Here is a 19795-nt window from a genome sequence, read left to right as displayed (position 1 = left end):
TGGACAGATCATGAAGACACGTTCAAGGGCCTGGCTGGGGGCTGGCCTCGCGGTGCTGCTGGTGGGTAGCGGCTATGGGCTCGTCGCCAGGCTCAAGCCGGCGCATGCGCAGGGGGCTGACATGCCGCCCGCCAAGGTGGCGGTGGCCGTCGCGCAGAGGACCGAGCTGGCGCGCATGCTCGGCGGCATCGGCACGCTCGAGGCCCGGTCCCAGGTCGAGGTGCCGGCCGAGGTGGACGGGCGGGTTGCCAGAATCCTGTTCGTGCCCGGCGGCGAGGTGCGCGCGGGTCAGTTGCTGGTCCAACTCAACGATGCGCCCGAGCAGGGCGACCTGGAGCGCCTGGGCGCGCAGCGGGCCAATGCCCTCGCCCTGCTCGAGCGCACGCGCCGCCTGTTGCCGCAGCAGGCGGCCACGCAGGAACAGCTCGAACAGGCGCAGGCCGCCTTCGACCAGGCCGGCGGCGAGCTCAAGCGCGCGCAGGCGATGCGCGATCAGAAGCAGGTCAAGGCGCCGTTCGACGGCGTGCTTGGCATCCGCCGCGTGCACCTCGGGCAGTTCGTGCGCGCCGGCGATGCGCTGGTATCGCTCACCGATGCGCGCACGCTGTTCGCCAACCTCACGCTGCCCGAGACCGCGCTGCCTGCGCTGCACCGCCACCAGCCGGTGGCGCTCTCGGTCGATGCCTACCCGGGCCGCGTGTTCCAGGGCCGGCTCAGCGCCATCGAGCCGCAGATCGGCACCGACACCCGCACCGTGCGCCTGCAGGCCACCGTCGACAACGCCGACGGCGCGCTCAGGCCGGGCATGTTCGTCAATGGCAAGGTGGCCTTGCCGGCAAGGGCCGATGCCATCACCGTGCCCGAGACCGCCCTCACCTACAGCACGCACGGCGACGCGGTCTTCTTGGTGCGCCCCGACGACAAGGGCGGCTTCACCGCGCAGCAGGTGTTCGTCAAGGCCGGCGACCGGCAGGACGGCCGAGTCGTCATCGAGCAGGGCCTGGAGGCCGGCGAGCAGGTCGTCACCTCGGGCCAGTTGCGCCTGTACAGCGGCGCCGCCGTGGCGCCGGCCGAGAAGGACACGCTCGCACTGCAGGAGCCCAGGCCATGAAGTTCACCGACCTGTTCGTGCGCCGGCCCGTGCTGGCGCTGGTGGTGAGCACGCTGATCCTGCTGCTGGGCGCCCGCGCGCTGGGCGAGCTGCCGGTGCGCCAGTACCCGCTGACCGAAAGCACCACCCTCACCATCACCACGCAGTACCCGGGCGCCTCGCCGGAGCTGATGCAGGGCTTCGTCACGCAGCCCATCGCGCAGGCGGTGGCGACCATCGAGAACGTCGACTACCTGTCCTCGACGTCCACCCTGGGCCGCAGCGTGGTCAGCGTGCGCATGAAGCTCAACGCCGATGCCAACCAGGCGCTGACGCAGGCCATGGCGCAGGTCAGCCGGGTCAAGTACCGGCTGCCGGCCGAGGCCTTCGACCCGGTGATCCTCAAGTCCTCGGGCGAGGCCACCGCGGTGGCCTACGTCGGCTTCTCCAGCAAGACGATGCCGATCCCGGCGCTCACCGACTACCTCTCGCGCGTGGTGCAGCCGCAGTTCGCGTCCATTCCCGGGGTGTCGAGCGTGGCCGTGTCGGGCGGCCAGACGCTGGCGATGCGCGTGTGGCTCGATCCCCACCGCCTGGCTGCGCGCGGCATCTCGGCCGGCGAGCTGGCCGACGCGCTGCGGCAGAACAACGTGCAGGCCGCGCCGGGACAGGTCAAAGGGCTGTACGTGGTGTCGAACATCCGCGTCAACACCGACCTGATGAACGTGGCCGAGTTCCGCGACATGGTGGTCAAGCGCGACGGCGAGGCGATCGTGCGCCTGGGCGACGTGGCCACGGTGGAGCTGGGCGCGGCCAGCGTCGACAGCAGCGCGACGATGGATGGTGAGAAGGCCATCTATCTGGGCCTGCACGCGGCGCCCGACGGCAACCCGCTGGTGATCGTCAAGCGCATCCGCGAGCTGCTGCCCGCGGTCAAGCAGAACCTGCCGCCCGGTGTCGAGGTGCAGCTGCCCTTCGAGCTGGCGCGCTTCATCGAGGCCTCCATTGACGAGGTGCAGAAGACGCTGCTCGAGGCGGTGGCCATCGTGGTGCTGGTGATCTTCCTGTGCCTGGGCTCGATGCGTGCGGTGCTGATCCCGGTGGTGACGATTCCGCTGTCGATGCTGGGCGCGGCCGCGCTGATGCTGCTGTTCGGCTTCAGCCTCAACCTGCTGACCCTGCTGGCGATGGTGCTGGCCATCGGGCTGGTGGTCGACGACGCCATCGTGGTGGTGGAGAACGTGCACCGCCACATGGAGGAAGGCAGGTCGCGGGTGCAGGCGGCGCTGATCGGCGCGCGCGAAGTGGCCGGCCCTGTGATCGCGATGACGCTCACGCTGGCCGCGGTGTACGCGCCCATCGGCCTGATGGGCGGCCTCACGGGCTCGCTGTTCAAGGAGTTCGCCTTCACGCTGGCGGGCGCGGTGGTGGTGTCGGGCGTGATCGCGCTCACGCTGTCGCCGGTGATGGCCTCCTTCCTGCTGCCGCAGGACACGGGCGCGGGCCGCATGGCGCGCCATGCCGAAGCCTTCTTCCACCGGCTGTCCGCGGGCTATGGCCGGCTGCTCGACGTGTCGCTGCACCATCGCTGGGTGACAGGCCTGCTGGCGGCCGCGGTGCTGCTCAGCCTGCCCTTTCTCTACAACGCGGCGCAGCGCGAGTTGGCGCCCGGCGAGGACCAGGCGATGGTGATGACCGTCATCAAGTCGCCGCAGCACGCCAACATCGACTACGTCGAAAAGTTCGGCAAGAAGTGGGACGAGGTGCTGGCCGCCCTGCCCGAGAACACCGGCCGCTGGCTCGTCAACGGTTCGGACGGCGTATCGAACAGCATCGGCGGCGTGCAGCTGTCCGACTGGAAGGACCGCCAGCGCAGCGCCGAACAGATCCAGGCCGAGGTGCAGGGCGGCATGAACGAGGTCGAGGGCAGCAGCGTCTTCGCCTTCCAGTTGCCCTCGCTGCCGGGCTCGACCGGCGGCCTGCCGGTGCAGATGGTGATCCGCAGCGCGGGCGACCACCGCACGGTGTTCGAGGCGATGGAGGCGCTGAAGAAGGCGGCGCGCGAGAGCGGCAGGTTCGCCGTGCTCGACAGCGACCTGGAGTTCAACAACCCGGTGACCGAAGTGCGCGTGGACCGCGCCAAGGCCAACAGCATGGGCGTGACCATGAAGGCCATCGGCGACACGCTGGCGGTGCTGGTGGGCGAGAACTACGTCAACCGCTTCGGCATGGACGGCCGTTCATACGACGTGATTCCGCAGTCGCCGCGCGACCAGCGCCTGTCGGCCGAAGCGCTGTCGCGCTACTTCGTGAAGAGCGCCAGCGGCCAGCCGGTGCCGCTGGCCAACCTGGTGCAGCTGTCGACCAGCGTCGGGCCCAACCAGCTCACGCAGTTCAACCAGCTCAATGCCGCGACCTTCCAGGCGATTCCGATGCCGGGCGTGACCATGGGCGACGCGGTCGCCTTCCTGAGCGACGAGGCGAAGAAGCTGCCGGCCGGCTTCAGCTACGACTGGCAGTCGGATGCGCGCCAGTTCTCGCAGGAGGGCTCGGCACTGGTGATGGCCTTCGTGTTCGCGATCGTGGTGATCTACCTGGTGCTGGCGGCGCAGTACGAGAGCCTGCGCGACCCGCTGATCATCCTGGTCAGCGTGCCGATGTCGATCTGCGGCGCGCTGGTGCCGCTGGCCATGGGTTTCGCCACCGTCAACATCTACACGCAGATCGGGCTGGTGACGCTGATCGGACTGATCAGCAAGCACGGCATCCTGATGGTGGAGTTCGCCAACGAGATCCAGGCGCGCGACAACCTGGACCGCCGGCCCGCCATCGAGCAGGCCGCGCGCATCCGGCTGCGCCCGATCCTGATGACCACCGCCGCGATGGTGATGGGCCTGGTGCCCCTGCTGTTCGCCAGCGGCGCGGGTGCCGCCAGCCGCTTCAGCATCGGCTTGGTGATCGTGGTCGGTATGCTGGTGGGCACGCTGTTCACGCTGTTCGTGCTGCCCACCATGTACACGCTGCTGGCACGCGACCACCGCACGGTGGGCCGCTCGCCGCGCGCCGCCGAACTCGACGCACTGGTCCAGGGAGCATGACGATGAACGGACTTCTACTTCCTGCCGCGGCCTGGGGACTCGGCGCGCTCTTGTTGGCCGGTTGCGCCGTGGGGCCCCGGTACACCGCGCCCGCGGACGCACCGGTCACGATCTCGGCGCCCGAGCGCTCGCTGTTCGGCAGCGACGCGGTGCAGCGCGACTGGTGGCGCCAGCTCGACGATGCGCAGCTCGATGCGCTGATCGAGCGGGCCCTCGGCAAGAACCACGACATCCGCATCGCGCAGGCCCGCCTGCAGGAAGCGCGCGCCACGCAGGCCGAGGCCGAGCTCGACCGCCTGCCTGCCGTCACGATGGACGCCAGCAAGACCCGCGGCATCGCGCAGGGCAACGGCATGCCCGCCGATGCGCGCACGCTGGCGCAGAGCAGCCGCGCGGGCTTCGATGCCGCGTGGGAAATCGACCTGTTCGGACGCCTGCAGCGACTCGACGAAGCGGCCACGGCGCGCGCACAGGCCTCAGCGGCCGACCTCGAACAGGTGCGCATCGTGGCCGTGGCCGAACTGGCCCGCAGCTACTACGAGATGCGCGGTGCCGAGCAGCGCATCGCCGTGACCCGCCGCACGCTCGACAGCCTGCGCAACAGCCTGCGCGTGACCGAGGCGCAGGTGCAGACCGGCCGCGGCCTCGAAGGCGATCTGGCCAGCGCGCAGGCCAACCTCGCGAGCACCGAAAGCCAGTTGCCGGCACTCGAGGCCATGCGCCGCATCGCGGCCTACCGCGTGGCCGTGCTGGCCGGCCTGCGCCCGGCCGAGCTGGAGCCCATGCTGCAGCCGCAACAGCTGCACATGCTCGACAAGCGCCTGCCCATCGGCGATCTCGGCGACCTGCTGCGTCGCCGGCCCGACGTGCTGCGTGCCGAGCGTGGCCTGGCGGCCAGCACGGCCGACGTGGGCGCCGCCACGGCCGAGCTGTACCCGCGTTTCGACATCGGCGGCTTCCTCGGTTTTGTGGCGCTGCGCGGTGCCGACCTGGGCAGCGCGTCGAGCCGCGCCTTCAGCGTCACGCCCGGCGTGCGCTGGCCCGCCTTGCGGCTGGGCTCGGTGAAGGCCCGCGTGCGCGGCGCCGAGGCCCGTGCCGAGGGCGAACGCGCGCGCTACGAACAGACCGTGCTGCGCGCCATCGAGGACGTGGAAGGCGCACTCACCGGCTATGGCCAGAACCAGCTGCGCCTGCGGCGGCTGGCCGAAGCCTCGGCGCGCAGCGGCCGCGCCGCCGAACTGGCCGAGGTGCGCTACCGCGAAGGCGCGGCGCCCTACCTGAGCGTGCTCGATGCACAGCGCACCCTGCTGCGCGCGCAGGACGCCGTGGCCGAGGCCGAGACCGCTTCGTACACCAGCCTGGTCGCGCTCTACAAGGCGCTGGGCGGCGGCTGGCAAGCACCTCCGGATCGAAAGGGTGGTCCCGGCACCTGACAATGGTGCTGTTGTCCTCCACGATAAAACTCGCCATGTCCGCCCCAGATGCCAAGCCCGCCTGGACGCCGCACCAGCCGGCCGACCGCATCCTCACCACGCTCAAGACCCGCGGCGCGCTCGGCATTCCCGACATCGCCAAGATCCTGGGCGTCACGGTGGAAGCGGTGCGCCAGCAGATGGCCAAGCTGGAGGCCGAGGGCCTGGTCGACGCCGAAAGCCGACCCAGTGGCCGTGGCCGGCCCACGCAGATCTGGCGGCTCACCGGTGCAGGCCACCAGCGCTTTCCCGACACCCACGCCGAGATGACGGTGCAGATGATCAGCGCCGTGATCAAGGTCTTCGGCCCGCAGGGCATGAACCAACTGATCGGCGAACGCGAGCAGGTCATGCGCGCCGACTACACGGCCGCCATGCGCGGCGCGCGCAGCCTCGCGGCACGGCTCGAACGCCTTGCCGAGATCCGCAGCCGCGAAGGCTACATGGCCGAGTTCCAGCCCGAGGGCGACGGCTTCCTGTTCATCGAGAACCACTGCCCGATCTGCACCGCGGCACAGGCCTGCACCGGCTTCTGCCGCAGTGAACTGCAACTCTTCGAGGACGTGCTGGGCACCGATGTGAGCGTCAGCCGCGTCGAACACATCCTCGCGGGCGCGCGGCGCTGCGCCTACCGGATCGAACCGGCGGCGAAGCGCCGCGCCGCGTAGAACGCGCGCCTACAGCACCAGCTCGATCAGCCTCGGCCCGCGGGCACGCAGCGAACGACCGAAGGCGGCGTTGAAGGCCGCCATGGTGTCCGCGCGCTCGGCCTCCACGCCGAAGGCCCGGGCCATGCGAAGCCAGTCGATCTCCGGCCGCTCGAGGCTCAGCAGGTCGCTGGCGGTGCGCGATGCGGCGGCGCCGACGCGGCGCATCTCGTCGAACAGGATCGCGTAGCGCCGGTTCGAGAGGATCACCGTCGTCACGTCCAGCCCTTCTCGCGCCTGCGTCCACAAGGACTGCACGGTGTAGAGCGCCGAGCCGTCGGCCTGCAGGTTCACGACCCGACGCCCCGGACAGGCCACCGCGGCACCGGTGGCCATGGGCATGCCCGATCCGATGGCGCCGCCGGTCAGTTGCAGCCAGTCGTGCGGGGCCGCGCCGCCCATGTGCGGAAAGAGATCGCGCCCGAAGCTCACGCTCTCGTCGACCACGATGGCGGCTTCGGGGAGCAGCGCCGCCAGCGACTGGACGAAGGACGCCGGCGTCACCGCGCCCGTGGCGGGCGGAACCCGCTCGACCGACACCGCATGCGGCGGCGATGGCGCGCAGCCCAGCGCGGCGGCCAGGCGTGCCAGCGCATCGGGAATGTCCTCCTCCGCGTGGGCCAGCACGGCGACCTCGAGGTCCGTCCGCTCGGGCCGCGACCGGCCGTCGGGGCCCGCGAACGAGAACACCGGCCGGCGCGCGCCGACCAGCAGCAGCTTGCCGACGCTCGCCATCGCCTCGATGGCCGCTGCAGGGGCATAGGGCACGCGCGCCACCGCGGGCCTGCCGCGTCCGCGTTCGATGCGGGCGATGGCGCTTTCCGCCATCAGCCGCGCGCCGGTGCGCCGCGCGATGGCCCCTGCGAACGCCAGCCCCTCCCCGTACAGGGCCTCGCCGCCGAGCAGCAGCACGGTCTGCGCGCCGAGCGCGGTCCACTCCACGGCCCGTGCGATGGCCGATGACGGCACCGCGGAGGCAGGCGCCGCGACCTGCGGGACGGCTGGCTGCGCGCCTTCGGTCCAGCAGACATCCGAGGGCAGGACCAGGCTCGCGATGCCCTTGCCTGCGCCCATGGCCGCGGCCACCGCCGCCGCGCCGTCGCCCGCCACCGCATGCACGTCGCGCGCCACGCGGGTCCACGAGGAGACGACGCGCGCCAGGCTTTCGATGTCGGAGGCCAGCGGCGGATCGGCCGGCCGATGCGTGTGCGACAGGTCGCCGATCAGGTTGAGCACCGGCGAGCGAGCACGGCGGGCGTTGTGCAGGTTCGCGATGCCGTTGGCCAGCCCCGGCCCGCAGTGCAGCAGGGTCGCGGCCGGCTTGCGCGCCATGCGCCCGTAGCCGTCCGCGGCGCCCGTCGCCACGCCCTCGGCCAGCACCGGGATGCCGCGCATGCCGGCCACCCGGTCCATGGCCGCCACGAAGTGCATCTCGCTGGTGCCCGGGTTCGAGAAGCAGCTGTCGACCCCCGCCGCGCACAACGTGCGCAGCAAGGCCTCGGCGCCGTTCACCGCGCCCCCTTCGGGCCGTGCAGAAGACGGCTCATTCGAGCTTGAGCCCGAGCTTGTGCACCAGCGCCTTCAGCGTGGCGGTCTCCGAACGGAGCACCTGCGCGAATTCGGCCGGCGTGCTGCCGTGGGCCGGCATGCCGCGATCCTCGAGCTGGGCCGCGAACTCGGGCGCCGCGAGCACGGCCGCCACCTCGTCGTGCAACAGTTTGACGATGGCCGGCGAGGTCTTCGCGGGCACCAGCAGCCCCAGCCACGACCGCATGCCGATCTCCGCATAGCCTGCTTCGGCCATGGTCGGCGTGCCGGGCGACAGGCGGATGCGCTCGGGCGACAGCACCGCCAGCGCCTTCATCCGGCCCGCGCGCACCAGCGGCATCAGCACCGCCGCGTTGTCGAACATGAACTGCACCTGCCCGGCCATCATGTCGTTCCAGGCCGGCGCACCGCCCTTGTAGGGCACGTGCGTGGCCTGGATGCCCGCGGCGGCACAGAACTGCGCGCCGTAGATGTGGTTGGTGGTGTTGTTGCCGTAGGAGGCGTAGTTGAGCTTGCCGGGATTCGACTTCGCATAGCTGACGAGCTCGCCGACCGAGGCTGCCGGGAAGTTCGCCTGGGCCACCAGCATGAACGCGCCCGACACGACCTGGGTGACCGGCTGCAGGTCCTTGAAGGGGTCGTAGGGCAGCGACAGCACCGTGGCCGCCGCGATGGTCAGTTCCGACGGCGCGCCGAACAGGACCGTGTAGCCGTCCGGTTCCGAGCGCGCGACCTGCTGCGCGCCGATCCGGCCGCTGGCGCCGGCGCGGTTCTCCACGATGACGGGCTGGCCGAGGCGGCGCCCCAGCGGCTCGGCCAGCAGCCGCGCCACCACGTCGGCGCTGCCGCCGGGAGGCCAGCCGACGATGAGCCGCACCGGCCGGTCGGGCCAGCCGGATTTTTGCGCCATGGCGGCAAGGGGGGCCAGCGCGATGGCGCCCACCACATGCCGGCGGCGAGGGGAAAAAGTCTGCATGTTCACGATTGCTCCTTTCGAGGCGCTTCTGGGGCGTCACGAAATCTAGACCCCGGCCCGTATCTCGGCAATCACCGATTCCGCACATTTGCGTTCTCGCACCGAGAACGCAAACAGCACTACGATGCCGGCGTTTCGTCACCGTCCTCCACCCCGATCCAAGGCGCCCATGACACGCGAATCCTTCGTCCCGCTCAAGCATCCGCTCTCGCTGCGCTACTTCTTCGAGGTGGCCAAGGCCGGGTCCTTCCGCAAGGCCTCGGCGCAGGTGCACGTGGCCGCGTCGGCCATCAACCGGCACGTCAAGCACCTCGAGGAAGAGATGGGCTCGCCGCTGTTCGAGCGAGGCCGCGGGCGCGAGGGCCTGCGGCTCACGGCCGCGGGCGAGATCCTGCTTTATCGCCTCAAGCGGGCCATGACCGAACTCGGCGCCGCCGGCAGCGAGATCGACGCGCTGCAGGGCCTGCGGCGCGGCACGGTGAACTTCGGCGCCAACGAAGGCATCTGGCGCGAAGTGCTGCCAGGGCTGCTCACGCAGTTCCGGCGCGACCATCCGGGCATCCAGTACCACGTCGCCACCGCCCACTCGCCGCGCCTGGTCGAGATGGTGCTGGCCGACGAGATCGACTTCGCCCTGGCCTTCAATCCGCCGCCGCACGAGAGCCTGACGCTCGCGGCACGGCTCAACGTCGGCGTCTGCGCGATGGTGCGGCGCAACCACCCGCTGGCCACGCGCCGTGCGCTGCGCCTGCGCGACTGCGCGCCGTACGAGCTGGTCATGCCCGACGCGTCGCTGGCGTTGCGCGCGACGCTGGACAAGATGTTCGCGCAGGCCGGGCTCGCCCCCCAGGTCGCGCTCACCACCAACTCCTACGAGGTGATGCGTTCGGCGGCGGAGTCGGGCATCGGCATCGCGATCCTCACGCAGCAGGTGTTCGCGTCGAACACCCGGTCGTCGCCCGTGGTGTACCTGCCGCTGCGCGACGGCAACATCGCGCCGCAGCTGCTCGCCTGCTGCACGCGGCGCGGCCGCACGCTGTCGGCGGCGAGCACCACCATGCTCGCGCGCATCGCCGAGGTGCTCGAACCGGGCAGCGCGCCGGACTGACGTCACGCCGCCTCGCGTTCTCGCAACGAGAACGCACAGGCGATAAATCGATGCTTGCCGATGCCGGTCACGGCTTCTAGATTTCCCTCTGCCGCGGATGTCCCGCGAACGAACGAAGGAGATCACCGTGCCAAAGGCCATCCTGCCGAGCAGACACCCCCGACACCGGCGCACCGCCGTGTGCGCGAAAGCGTCAACGCGAACGACGGGGGGGAGCGCCCCATGACGCTCAACGCATTGCTGGACCCGTCCTCCGTCGCCATCGTCGGCGCCTCGCCGCGCGCCGGCGCGCTGGGACAACGCGTGCTCGACAACCTGCTGCGCGGCGGCTACGAAGGCCGCATCTACCCCATCCACCCGAGCGAAGCGCAGCTCGCGGGGCTGGCCTGCCATGCCACGCTCGATGCCTTGCCCGAGGCCCCCGAATGCGTGGCCATCGCGCTCGGCGCGGACAAGGTGCTGCCGGTGCTCGAACAGGCGGCCGCGCGCGGCACCAAGGCCGCGGTGGTGTTCGCCAGCGGCTTTGCCGAGACCGGCGCGCAAGGCGAACGGCTGCAGCGCGCGCTGGCCGATTTCTGCGACCGCAGCGGCATGAAGGTCTGCGGCCCCAACGTGCTGGGCGTGCGCAACCTGCACCGCCGCTTCGCGCTCTACAGCGCGCCGCTGGCCGTCGATGCGCCGCGCGGCGGCGTATCGATCGCCGCGCACTCCGGTTCGGCCTGCATCGCGCTCAGCGGCACCGGTCGCTTCGGGTTGAACCAGGTGGTTTCGATGGGCAACAGCGTGGGACTCGATGCGGAGGACTACCTCGAGCACTTCGCCCAGGACCCGGGCACACGCCTGGCCTGCCTGTTCCTCGAGACCGTGCGCCGGCCCGACCGGCTGGCCGCGGCCGTCGCGCGCATGCGCGCGGCCGGCAAGCCCGTGGTGGCGCTCAAGGTCGGCCGCACCGCCATGGGGGCGGCAGCCTCGGCCGCGCACACGGGCTCGCTCGCGAGTTCGCACACGGCGGCCAGCGCGTTCTTCCGGCAGGCCGGCATCGTGGTGGTCGACGACCTCGACGAACTGGTCGAAGCCTGCGTGCTGTTCGACACGCTGCGCAAGCCGCCCGCCAACGACGGCCTCGCCGTGATCAACATCAGCGGCGGCGAGGTCGCGCTGACCTGCGACCTCGGGCAGGAATTGGGGCTGCAGCTGCCGCCGCTGGGCGTGACCACCAAGACGGCCCTGACGCAGATCCTGCCCGCCTTCGCCACGCCGGCCAACCCGCTGGACGCCACGAGCGCCGCGCTGTCCGATCCGCAGGTCTACCGGCACGCCATGCGCGCGCTGCTCGACGACCCGGCGATCGGGCTGGTGGCCGTGTCGCAGGACTGCCCGGCCGGCCTGAGCGACGGCGCGGCGCACGGCTACGGCAAGCTCGCGCAGTCGACCGCGGAGATCGACCGCAGCACCGCCAAGCCCGTGGTCTTCTACAGCAACGTGGCCGGCCCGCTGCACCCCGTGACCATCGCGCCGCTGCAGGGCACGCCGGTGCCGGTGCTGCAGGGTGCGCGCCCGGCGCTGGTCGCGATCCGCGCCTACCTCGAATGGCACCGCTGGACGCCCGCGCCCGCGGCGCTGGCCCCCGGCGTCGACGCGCAACCCGCCTGGCATGCGCGCCTGGCCAAGGGAACACCCTTGTCGGAAAGCGAAGCCAAGCGCTTCCTTCGAGAGCACGGCGTCCGAACCACCGGAGAAACGAGCGCGGCCACCGCCGAGGCCGCGGTGCGCGCGGCTGAGGCGATCGGTTTTCCGGTGGTGCTCAAGGTCGACTCGCCTGACATCGCGCACAAGAGCGACGTGGGCGGCGTGGCGCTGTCGCTGGACAGCGCGGCGGCCGTGGCACAGGCCTTCGACCGCATGCTCGACAGCGTGCGCCGGCACCGGCCCGACGCGCAGATCGACGGCGTCGTGGTGCAGGAGATGGTGCGCGGCGGCATCGAGATCATCGTCGGCTCGGCGCAGCACCGCCCCTTCGGGCCGGGCATCGTCGTCGGTGCCGGCGGCGTGCTGGTCGAGCTGATGAACGACAGCGCCTTCGCGCTCGCCCCTGTGAGCGCCGCCCAGGCCAGCCAACAGGTCGACCGCACGCGCGCCAGCAGGCTGCTGGCCGGCTACCGCGGCGCCCCGCCTGCGGACCGGGCCGCGCTGGAGGCCATGGTCGTGCGCGTGAGCGAGATCGCGCGGGCCTATGCCGACGTCATCGAAGCCATCGAACTCAACCCCGTTGCCGTGCTCCGCGAGGGGCAAGGCGCTTGCGCGCTCGACGCGCTGATCGTTCCCTGCCAACCTTGAAAGCCAGAACCATGAGCCTCCCGACCTCCGAAACCACCCACGCCTACCGCTGCATCCGGCTCGACATCGACCGCTGGGTCGCGACCCTCACGATGGCGCTGCCCGACAAGATGAACGCGCTGGGCGACGATCTGCTGCTCGAGATGCAGCATGCGCTGGACGCGCTCGAACAGAACCCGGAGATCCGCGCGCTGGTCATTACCGGCGAGGGTCGCGCCTTCAGTTCAGGCTTCGACCTGAGCCCGCGCGAGAAGCCGTTCACCACGGTCCAGGACTGGCGCGAGCATGCGCGCATGGGCAACGACACCTTCCTGCGCATCTGGCGCTCCCGCCTGCCGGTGATCGCGGCGGTCAACGGCTTCTGCCTGGGCGGCGGCTGCGAACTGTCGATGGCCTGCGACATCACGCTCGCGGCCGACGATGCGCAGTTCGGCGAACCCGAGATCCAGTTCCAGTCGGCCCCGCCGCTGATGATCATGCCGTGGATCGTGGGCATGAAGAAGACCAAGGAACTGATGCTCACGGGCGACCGCATCGGCGCGCACGAGGCGCGCGAGGCCGGCCTGGCGACGCGCGTGGTGCCCGCGGCCACGCTGCTGGAAGAGGCGCAGAAGCTGGCGCTGCGGTTCTCGATGATCGCGCCCGATGCGATGCAGATGAACAAGCAGACGCTCAACCGCAGCTACGAGATGCGCGGCTTCCAGTCGACCATCGACTACGGCGCGGAGATGTTCGCGCTGATCCACCTGCTCGATTCGCAGGAGAAGCGCGAGTTCTTCGGCATCGCGCAGGAGCGCGGGCTCAAGGCCGCGTTCAAGTGGCGCGACGAGAAGTTCGCCGTGGCCTGAGCGGACTGGGCGTCGCGCCGGGAGGCTCGCGGCCGGCGCGCCATCGGCACCCCGCCCTCAGGCCTGCTCGATCGGCTTCAACCACTCGCCGGCCGCCAGGGTCGGCAGCATCGCGCGCAGGCGTTCGTCGTGCGCGAGCTCGGCGGCCAGCGCCTCCAGTTCCAGGGGATCGACGCTTCGCCAGTGCCGCTGCAGCCGGTGCGCGCAGGCCGCGATCCATTCGGTTTCGGGTATGGAATTCATGGCGTGAGTTTAGCGAAAAGCTGTATATTCATACAGTCAATTTCACAATTCATTGTCACTGCATGACCGATCGCCCCCACCTCACCCTGCTGCGGCTGCCGTCCTGGCTCGGACCGGCCCTGACCGAGGAGATCCGGCTCGACCTGGCGCCGGAATGCTACGTGCTGAGCACCCGGGGCGAGCGGGTGCGCATCGTGGAGCGCGACAGCGGCCAGCTCGTCTACGCCGGCATCGGGCCGGTGGAGATCGTGGCGGCCGACGCCGCGCGCCGATTCCAACCCAAGGACCCCTCATGATCGAAACCACCATCCGGCTCCGGGAATTTCCGGGCCTGCCGCCCGAAGGCATCGCCACCGCCGAGAAACGCTTCCGCATCGCCCTGGAGAAAGCCCTGGGCGAGGACCTCGGCCAGGTGCTGAAGGCCTACATGAACGCCTCGGAATCGGGCGCCGACGAACTGTCGGCGGACGAGCTCGCCCTGGCCAGCGCCTGGCCCAAGGCCTACGAGAAGGCCAGGATGGCCGGCTTCCGGGACCTGGGCGGCGCCGACGAGGCCTACTTCGAGGTTCGACCGGGCTGAGTCCGCCCCTTCCGTCCTTCCGTATTTCCGGGCGGCCCGCTGAAGCCGCCCAGGGAAGCACTCCCACCATCGGCCTGCCTCTCCAGGCAGCGCCCCATCCCCCTCTTGTGGCAGCCCCTGGCCAACGGTCACGGCGCAGCCCGCCGCTTCCCGACGCCCGGTCGGCGCACGCCCCCTGATCCCACACGCCCCGCCGCATCGCCCGATGCGCGGCGGAGCGCGCCATGGCATTTGCAGAATGCCAAATAGTTCCATACCATCAACACCAATAATCGTACTCATCGAGTAAATTACGAGTATTGCCGCACTCACAATCATCAATTTCATTTGATTTTCATGCGAGACTCTCGCTCAGAGTCGTCCATACCACCAACCCCACACATGCCTTCTTTCACCCAGTCCGCGGCAGTGATCGAACCGCCGTCCCCGCCGCCGGCCATGGCCTCGGAGGACGCACGTTTCTTCGACTTTCCGGGCGCCCGCGCGCCCGACCGGCAACGCCGTGTCGACGCCCACGGCGTGAGCCTGGCCTGCTATGAATGGGGGGCGCCCGACGCCCCCCCGGTGCTGCTGGTGCATGGCGCGCTCGACTTCGCGCGCACCTTCGACGTGTTCGCGCCGCTGATCGCCGACGCCGGCTTCCGCGTGGTGGCCTACGACCAGCGCGGCCATGGCGACTCCTCGCATGCGGCGCTCTACGGCTGGGTCGCCGACGAGCGCGACCTGCTGACGGTGGCCGATTCGATCACCCGCCAGCCGATGCCGGTGATCGGCCACAGCAAGGGCGGCTCGCTGCTGATCCATGCCATCGAGGCGCTGCCGCACCGCTTCACGCGCTTCGCGTGCATCGACGGCATGCCCTTTCGCAGCCCGCACCCCGACACCGCGATGCACGAGCGGCGCTACATGTCGCCCGAGATCATCAGCAGCTGGCTGGCCCATCGCCACACGGCCGGCTCGGCCGCGCGCAAGCCCTCGCCGCTGCAGGAGATCGCGCGCCGCCGCGCGCGCATGAACCCGCGGTTGAGCCATGAATGGCTGTGCTACCTGGTCACGCAGGGCGCGCAGCACGATGCCGAAGGCTGGCGCTGGAAGCTCGACCCGGCCATCCGGCCCGGCGGCTTCGGTGCCATGCGCTCGCGCTGGATGACCGACCGGCTGCCCGGCTTCCCGGTGCCGCTGCTGGCGCTCTTCAGCACGGTCGACGAACCCATGGGCTGGGACTGCCACCTCGAGGACCTCGCGCCCTACCTGCCTCCTTCGGCGCGCGGCATCGCGATGCCCGACACCGGGCATTTCATCCACATCGAGCGCCCGCGCGAAACCGCCGAGCTCGTCACCGACTTCCTGCTTCGCCCATGACCGAGTTCCTCGCGCACGGTCGCATCCGCCTGGCCCTGCACCAGCTGCGCCCCGCCACGCAGCCCGACGCCCACCCCCTGCTGCTGCTGCACGGCCTGGGCGAGTCCCACGCCGCACACCCCGCCTTCACCCACGAGGGCTGGCCCGGTGCCGTCCACGCCCTCGACTTCACCGGCCACGGACAATCCTCCATCCCCGCCGGCGGCGGCTACAGCTGCGAGGTCCTCATGGGCGACGTCGACATCGCCCTCGCACACCTCGGCCCCGCCACCGTCTGCGGCCGCGGCCTGGGCGCCTACATCGCCCTGCTCATCGCCGGTGGTCGACCCGAGCTCGTGCTCGGCGCCCTCCTGCTCGACGGCCCCGGCATGGCCGGCACCTGCAGCGCCTCCACCCCCTACATCCCGCTGGTCGACACCACCCAGCCCGCTCCGCCCGACCCCTTCGCCATCGCCGAGCTCGCCACCGATGCACGGCCGCCCGAGTACGCGTCGCACTTCGCCCACCTGGCCTCGCAGCGCTCGCACCTGCCGCACCCGATCACGGTCTGCACGCGCGAGCAGCCGCCCTGGCTGCGGGCGGTGATGGACCTGCTGGGCTGCCAGCCCATCGCGCCGCAGGGCGCATGGCGCGCCTACGCGGCCGCGCCGCGCCACCCCTCGCATGCCTGAGGCCGGCCATCGCTGCGCATCCCCTTCCCCAGGCGGCCCGCGGCGGCGCCCCTAGAATGCCGCCTCACCGCCGCCGCCGCAGCAGCCGGCATCCGACCGCCACGCCCTCCACTCGCGACCATGCACTCACCATCCGCTGAAGCCGGCGACCGCATGACGGGACGCTACAAACAAAAGCGCGAGGCCATCCTCGATGCCGCGGCCAAGCTGTTCGACGAGAACGGCCTCAAGGGCACGACGCTCGCGGAAGTGGCGACGCAGGTGGGGCTGAGCACCAACAGCATCACCTACTACTTCAAGAAGAAGGAAGACCTGGTCTTCGAGTGCCTGATGCACACGACCAGCACCATCTCGACGATCGCCAGCCAGTGCGCTACGGCCGCCACGCCCGAGGAGCGCGTGACCCGGTTCGTGATGGAGCGCTGGAAGAGGGTCGCCGCCGCCACCGAGGGCCGCTATCCGGCCATGATGTCCTTCCGCGACGTGGGCGAGCTCGACGCCTCGTACACCAAGATCATCTTCTCGGGCTACAGCGACATGTTCCGGCGCGTGCGCAGCCTGCTGGCCACCGGCCCGGTCACCTCCGAGAACCGGATGTCGCTGAACGCGCGCACGCACCTGCTGCTGACCTCCACCTTGTGGACCCGCACCTGGCTGCCCAACTTCAGCGTTTCTTCCTACGAACGCGTGGCCGCCTACATGTGCGACGTGCTGATCAACGGCCTGGTCGCGCCCGGCACGGTGTGGGCGCCGACCGAGCTGGACCAGCGCGTGTCCTCGATCAGCCTGCCCGAGCCCTCGAACCCCGGCTTCCTCGCGGCGGCGATCGGCCTGGTCAACGAGGTGGGCTACAACGGCGCGTCGATCGACCGGATCTCGGCGCGCATGAGCGTGACCAAGGGCTCCTTCTATCACCACATCCCGAGCAAGGACGACCTGTTCGCCGAATGCGTGAGCCGCACGCTGGCGGTGGTCGAGGGCATGCAGGCGGCCGCGCTGAGCGGCGAAGGCACGGGTGGGGACAAGCTGGCCGCACTGGCGCGCTCGCTGGTCAGCCACCATTTCTCGCCGCGCGGGCCCTTGCTGCGCATCACCGCCTGGACCGAGCTCTCGAACCTCAGCCAGTTCTACGACCAGGTGCAGCCGCTGCGCCAGCTCACGCAGACGGTCATGGACTTCCTGGCCACCGGCATGATGGACGGCTCGCTGCGCCCCACGCACCAGGCCATCGCGGCCTGGATGGTGGTCGGGATGATCAACGGCGCCATGACGCTGGACCGATGGGTGCCCGGCTCCCAGAAGAGCGAAGCGCTCACGCTCTACCTGAAGCCGCTCTTCTACGGCATATGCAACGAATGAGCCGCGCGACCGGGCGGGCCTGACGCCGGCTCGGAAGACCGCCGGCAGACCTGGATCGGAATGCCGGCGGAAGAGCGGTTCTAGAACCGGTGCGTGATGCCCAGCGTCACCGCCGAGGTGCCGCCATTGGCCGCGGTCGTGCCGGTGTAGCCGTTGGCCAGCCGTTGCGGACTCGCCGGGTTCTTCTTGTGCAGCTTGGCGTAGCCGACGGTGAACTTGGTGCGCTTCGACAGGAAGTAGTCGTAGGTCGCACCGATCACCGACGCATCGTTGTTGACCGGCATCTTGTCGTTCTTGCGCACGTAGGAGACGGTCACCGCCGACACCCCGATCGGGATGTAGACCCCGAGCAGCAGGTCGTTGTTGTCCTTGGTCCTGATGCCGCCCACGGCGTTGCGCGCCGAGTTCTCCGAGTACGCGATGTAGGCCCGCGCGACGTCGAAGTCGTAGTTGGCCGCCACGATGGTGCTGCGCGAGTCCACGTCCTGCGTCACCGAGGTGTAGGCGTTGGTCGCCTGGTGCGACAGCTCAACCACCAGCGGTCCCTCGCCGTAGCCCACGTTCCAGCCGGTCGCGTTGTTGCGCGAACTGCCCTCGGTCGACTCCCCGAAGTAATGCGCCACCGCGCCGTAGAAGCCGCTGCGCGCATAGGTCCAGGGGTCGAAGCCCGGCGTGTTGTAGATCACGCCGTTGTTGAGCCGCACGCCATGGCTTTCCATCAGGTTCGTGCTGGTCAGCACCGAGTAGGTGCCGCTGGGGTCGGCCACCAGCGCCAGCGTGGCGAAGGCCGGCGTGTAGACCCGGCCCGCGCGCACCGTGCCCCACGGCCCCTGCAGCCCGACGAAGGCCTGCTTGTCGAAGAAGCTCGTCGCGCTGGCCATCGTGCCCGTGTCGGCATTGAAGCCGTTCTCGAGCTTGAAGATCGCCGCCAGCCCGCCGCCCAGGTCCTCCCGGCCGCTGAACATGAAGGACGAGGGGCCGGTCAGTGCCGTGCGCACCACGCCATCCCCTCCGCTGTTGAGACCCAACCCACCGTAGACGGAGCCGGAGAACCTGATCGACGACTGCGCGTGCGCAGCGCCGGCCGAGGCCGCCAACACCATCCAAGTCACCACCATTTTCTTCATCACGAAATTCCTTGACTGAAATCGATGCGAACAAATGGACAAAGGCCAGCCCCGGAAAGCCCAGCAAGCGCTTCCGCACTCGCGGTCTTCCCGGGCGCTGGCCCAGCCGCGTGACAACGAGAAAAAAATCAGTGCGCCGCGAACTCGGGCTGACTGATGAAGCGACTCCGGTGGAAGTCGGTGTTGCCCAGCGTCATCTCAATGGCGGTCAGCCGCTTGAAGTAATGTGAGATGGACATCTCGTTGGTCATGCCCATTCCGCCGTGCATCTGAACGGCCTGTTGGCCGACGAATTTCAAAGCCTTGCCCACGCGCACCTTGGCCGCCGAGACCAGCTTGCGCCGCTCGGCCGCCGAGGCGGTCTGGACCTTGACCGCGGCCAGGATCGTGATCGACCGGGCCTGCTCCTGATGGATGTACATGTCGGCCATGCGGTGCTGCAGCACCTGGAAGGTGCCGATCGGCACGCCGAACTGCTTGCGCGTCTTGAGGTAGTCGAGCGTGAGCGCGTTGGCCGCCTCGATCGCGCCGACCGCCTCGGCACACAGCAGCGCCACGCCGAAGTCGGTCACGGCCTCCAGGGTCTCCCAGCCCTGCCCCACCGGACCGATGGCATCCGACGCGGCGACGCGCACCTTCTCGAAGCGCAGGTCGGCGCCGCGCTGGCCGTCGAAGGTGCGGTAGTCGGTGACCGTCAGGCCCGGCGTATTGCGCGGCACGTACAGCAGCGTGATGCCCGCTTGGTCGCGCTTCTCGCCGGCGGTGCGCACCGACACCACGAAGCCCTCGGCCTGGCCGCCGTGCACCACCGCGCACTTGGCGCCGTCGAGCACGAAGCCCTCGCCGTCCTGGCGCGCGAGCGTGCCGATGTTGGACAGCTCGTGGTCGGCGCCGTTCTCGTTGAGCGCGCAGGCCAGCTTGACGTCGCCCGTGGCCACGCGCTCCAGCAGCGCCGGGTGGGCGCCGCCGAGCTTGAGGAACTCGGCCGCGAGCACGGTCGCGAAATAGGGCTCGACCACCAGGCCGCGGCCGATCTCCTTCATCACGATCATCAGGTCCTCGGAGCTGCCCCCCATGCCGCCCGCGTCCTCGGGCACCGCGAGCGCGAGCGCACCGAGTTCGGCCAGCGCGGCATAGGCCGAGGCGGAGGTGCCGGTCTCGGAATGGATGATCTTCTGGCGGGCCTCGAAGGCGTAGTCTTTTTCGATCCAGCGGCGCAGCGAGTCGGAAAACTGCTGCTGTTCTTCGGAAAGGCGGAAGTCCATGGTC

17 protein-coding genes are annotated in these 19795 nt (G+C 70.1%); 12 read left to right on the top strand and 5 right to left on the bottom strand.

Annotated features, from left to right (window positions below):
* Nucleotides 1-10 precede the first annotated feature (10 nt).
* Genes A9977_RS15425 through A9977_RS15410 form a run of 4 tightly spaced genes read left to right on the top strand, consistent with a single transcriptional unit; the run spans nt 11 to nt 6328 of the window.
* On the top strand, nt 11-1111 hold the full coding sequence (locus A9977_RS15425) for an efflux RND transporter periplasmic adaptor subunit (RefSeq protein ID WP_183025741.1): 1101 nt from the start codon (nt 11-13) through the stop codon (nt 1109-1111).
* Complete coding sequence (locus A9977_RS15420; protein ID WP_183025740.1) at nt 1108-4188, top strand: MexW/MexI family multidrug efflux RND transporter permease subunit; 3081 nt, start codon at nt 1108-1110, stop codon at nt 4186-4188. The genes A9977_RS15425 and A9977_RS15420 overlap by 4 nt, the downstream gene beginning before the upstream one ends.
* Nucleotides 4185-5621 carry an efflux transporter outer membrane subunit gene (locus tag A9977_RS15415; RefSeq protein WP_183025739.1) on the top strand — a complete coding sequence of 479 codons (1437 nt, stop codon included), beginning with the start codon at nt 4185-4187 and terminating at the stop codon, nt 5619-5621. Before A9977_RS15420 ends, A9977_RS15415 begins: the two co-directional genes overlap by 4 nt.
* Nucleotides 5622-5656: 35 nt before the next feature.
* Nucleotides 5657-6328: a metalloregulator ArsR/SmtB family transcription factor gene (locus A9977_RS15410; RefSeq protein ID WP_183025738.1), complete on the top strand. Its 672-nt coding sequence runs from the start codon at nt 5657-5659 to the stop codon at nt 6326-6328.
* Nucleotides 6329-6337: 9 nt separating this feature from the next.
* Here A9977_RS15410 and A9977_RS15405 read toward each other — a convergent pair whose 3' ends face one another.
* Entirely contained in the window at nt 6338-7879 is a 1542-nt protein-coding gene (locus tag A9977_RS15405; RefSeq protein ID WP_183025737.1) for an acetolactate synthase large subunit, read from the bottom strand.
* Between the two features lie 31 nt (nt 7880-7910).
* Entirely contained in the window at nt 7911-8891 is a 981-nt protein-coding gene (locus tag A9977_RS15400; protein WP_183025736.1) for a tripartite tricarboxylate transporter substrate binding protein, read from the bottom strand.
* 169 nt (nt 8892-9060) lie between these two features.
* Between A9977_RS15400 and A9977_RS15395 the strand changes: the two genes are divergently transcribed.
* The 3 genes from A9977_RS15395 (at nt 9061) to A9977_RS15385 (ending at nt 13184) form a co-directional block, all read left to right on the top strand.
* The gene (locus A9977_RS15395; RefSeq protein ID WP_183025735.1) at nt 9061-9999 is read left to right on the top strand and encodes a LysR family transcriptional regulator; all 939 of its coding nucleotides are present in this window, start codon (nt 9061-9063) and stop codon (nt 9997-9999) included.
* Nucleotides 10000-10221: 222 nt separating this feature from the next.
* Nucleotides 10222-12336: an acetate--CoA ligase family protein gene (locus A9977_RS15390; protein WP_220811810.1), complete on the top strand. Its 2115-nt coding sequence runs from the start codon at nt 10222-10224 to the stop codon at nt 12334-12336.
* An 11-nt stretch (nt 12337-12347) separates the two neighbouring features.
* Nucleotides 12348-13184 (top strand): enoyl-CoA hydratase/isomerase family protein, encoded by an 837-nt coding sequence (locus A9977_RS15385; protein WP_183025734.1) that lies wholly within the window; start codon nt 12348-12350, stop codon nt 13182-13184.
* 57 nt (nt 13185-13241) lie between these two features.
* On the opposite strand, the gene A9977_RS15380 is transcribed toward A9977_RS15385, so the two are convergent.
* Nucleotides 13242-13427 carry a hypothetical protein gene (locus A9977_RS15380; protein ID WP_183025733.1) on the bottom strand — a complete coding sequence of 62 codons (186 nt, stop codon included), beginning with the start codon at nt 13425-13427 and terminating at the stop codon, nt 13242-13244.
* A 62-nt stretch (nt 13428-13489) separates the two neighbouring features.
* Here A9977_RS15380 and A9977_RS15375 point away from each other — a divergent pair, with 62 nt between their 5' ends.
* The 5 genes from A9977_RS15375 to A9977_RS15355 all read left to right on the top strand — a co-directional run bounded on the left by A9977_RS15375 (nt 13490) and on the right by A9977_RS15355 (nt 17399).
* Complete coding sequence (locus A9977_RS15375; RefSeq protein WP_183025732.1) at nt 13490-13723, top strand: hypothetical protein; 234 nt, start codon at nt 13490-13492, stop codon at nt 13721-13723.
* On the top strand, nt 13720-14007 hold the full coding sequence (locus A9977_RS15370; RefSeq protein WP_220811808.1) for a hypothetical protein: 288 nt from the start codon (nt 13720-13722) through the stop codon (nt 14005-14007). The genes A9977_RS15375 and A9977_RS15370 overlap by 4 nt, the downstream gene beginning before the upstream one ends.
* A 381-nt stretch (nt 14008-14388) precedes the next feature.
* Complete coding sequence (locus A9977_RS15365; protein WP_259651982.1) at nt 14389-15369, top strand: alpha/beta fold hydrolase; 981 nt, start codon at nt 14389-14391, stop codon at nt 15367-15369.
* Nucleotides 15366-16040, top strand: coding sequence for an alpha/beta fold hydrolase (locus A9977_RS15360; RefSeq protein ID WP_183025730.1), 675 nt, complete (start codon nt 15366-15368; stop codon nt 16038-16040). The genes A9977_RS15365 and A9977_RS15360 overlap by 4 nt, the downstream gene beginning before the upstream one ends.
* 120 nt (nt 16041-16160) lie before the next feature.
* Nucleotides 16161-17399, top strand: a complete 1239-nt coding sequence (locus A9977_RS15355) for a TetR/AcrR family transcriptional regulator (protein WP_183025729.1) — start codon at nt 16161-16163, stop codon at nt 17397-17399.
* 80 nt (nt 17400-17479) lie between these two features.
* On the opposite strand, the gene A9977_RS15350 is transcribed toward A9977_RS15355, so the two are convergent.
* Together A9977_RS15350 and A9977_RS15345 are read right to left on the bottom strand one after the other, a co-directional pair.
* On the bottom strand, nt 17480-18526 hold the full coding sequence (locus tag A9977_RS15350; protein WP_183025728.1) for a porin: 1047 nt from the start codon (nt 18524-18526) through the stop codon (nt 17480-17482).
* Nucleotides 18527-18654: 128 nt separating this feature from the next.
* Nucleotides 18655-19791: an acyl-CoA dehydrogenase family protein gene (locus A9977_RS15345; RefSeq protein WP_183025727.1), complete on the bottom strand. Its 1137-nt coding sequence runs from the start codon at nt 19789-19791 to the stop codon at nt 18655-18657.
* Nucleotides 19792-19795 lie beyond the last annotated feature (4 nt).

The organism is Variovorax sp. UMC13 (genome assembly GCF_014170375.1).
In the GTDB taxonomy this organism is placed as follows: Bacteria; Pseudomonadota; Gammaproteobacteria; order Burkholderiales; family Burkholderiaceae_C; genus Variovorax.
This window is presented reverse-complemented; position numbering and strand designations above follow the sequence as displayed.

Bases quoted from the DNA above. Each gene is read 5' to 3' on its own strand.
- A9977_RS15425 (WP_183025741.1), top strand. From the start codon at position 11: ATGAAGACACGTTCAAGGGCCTGGCTGGGGGCTGGCCTCGCGGTGCTG.
- A9977_RS15420 (WP_183025740.1), top strand. From the start codon at position 1,108: ATGAAGTTCACCGACCTGTTCGTGCGCCGGCCCGTGCTGGCGCTGGTG.
- A9977_RS15415 (WP_183025739.1), top strand. From the start codon at position 4,185: ATGACGATGAACGGACTTCTACTTCCTGCCGCGGCCTGGGGACTCGGC.
- A9977_RS15410 (WP_183025738.1), top strand. From the start codon at position 5,657: ATGTCCGCCCCAGATGCCAAGCCCGCCTGGACGCCGCACCAGCCGGCC.
- A9977_RS15400 (WP_183025736.1), bottom strand. From the start codon at position 8,891: ATGCAGACTTTTTCCCCTCGCCGCCGGCATGTGGTGGGCGCCATCGCG.
- A9977_RS15395 (WP_183025735.1), top strand. From the start codon at position 9,061: ATGACACGCGAATCCTTCGTCCCGCTCAAGCATCCGCTCTCGCTGCGC.
- A9977_RS15390 (WP_220811810.1), top strand. From the start codon at position 10,222: ATGACGCTCAACGCATTGCTGGACCCGTCCTCCGTCGCCATCGTCGGC.
- A9977_RS15385 (WP_183025734.1), top strand. From the start codon at position 12,348: ATGAGCCTCCCGACCTCCGAAACCACCCACGCCTACCGCTGCATCCGG.
- A9977_RS15380 (WP_183025733.1), bottom strand. From the start codon at position 13,427: ATGAATTCCATACCCGAAACCGAATGGATCGCGGCCTGCGCGCACCGG.
- A9977_RS15375 (WP_183025732.1), top strand. From the start codon at position 13,490: ATGACCGATCGCCCCCACCTCACCCTGCTGCGGCTGCCGTCCTGGCTC.
- A9977_RS15370 (WP_220811808.1), top strand. From the start codon at position 13,720: ATGATCGAAACCACCATCCGGCTCCGGGAATTTCCGGGCCTGCCGCCC.
- A9977_RS15365 (WP_259651982.1), top strand. From the start codon at position 14,389: ATGCCTTCTTTCACCCAGTCCGCGGCAGTGATCGAACCGCCGTCCCCG.
- A9977_RS15360 (WP_183025730.1), top strand. From the start codon at position 15,366: ATGACCGAGTTCCTCGCGCACGGTCGCATCCGCCTGGCCCTGCACCAG.
- A9977_RS15355 (WP_183025729.1), top strand. From the start codon at position 16,161: ATGCACTCACCATCCGCTGAAGCCGGCGACCGCATGACGGGACGCTAC.
- A9977_RS15350 (WP_183025728.1), bottom strand. From the start codon at position 18,526: ATGAAGAAAATGGTGGTGACTTGGATGGTGTTGGCGGCCTCGGCCGGC.
- A9977_RS15345 (WP_183025727.1), bottom strand. From the start codon at position 19,791: ATGGACTTCCGCCTTTCCGAAGAACAGCAGCAGTTTTCCGACTCGCTG.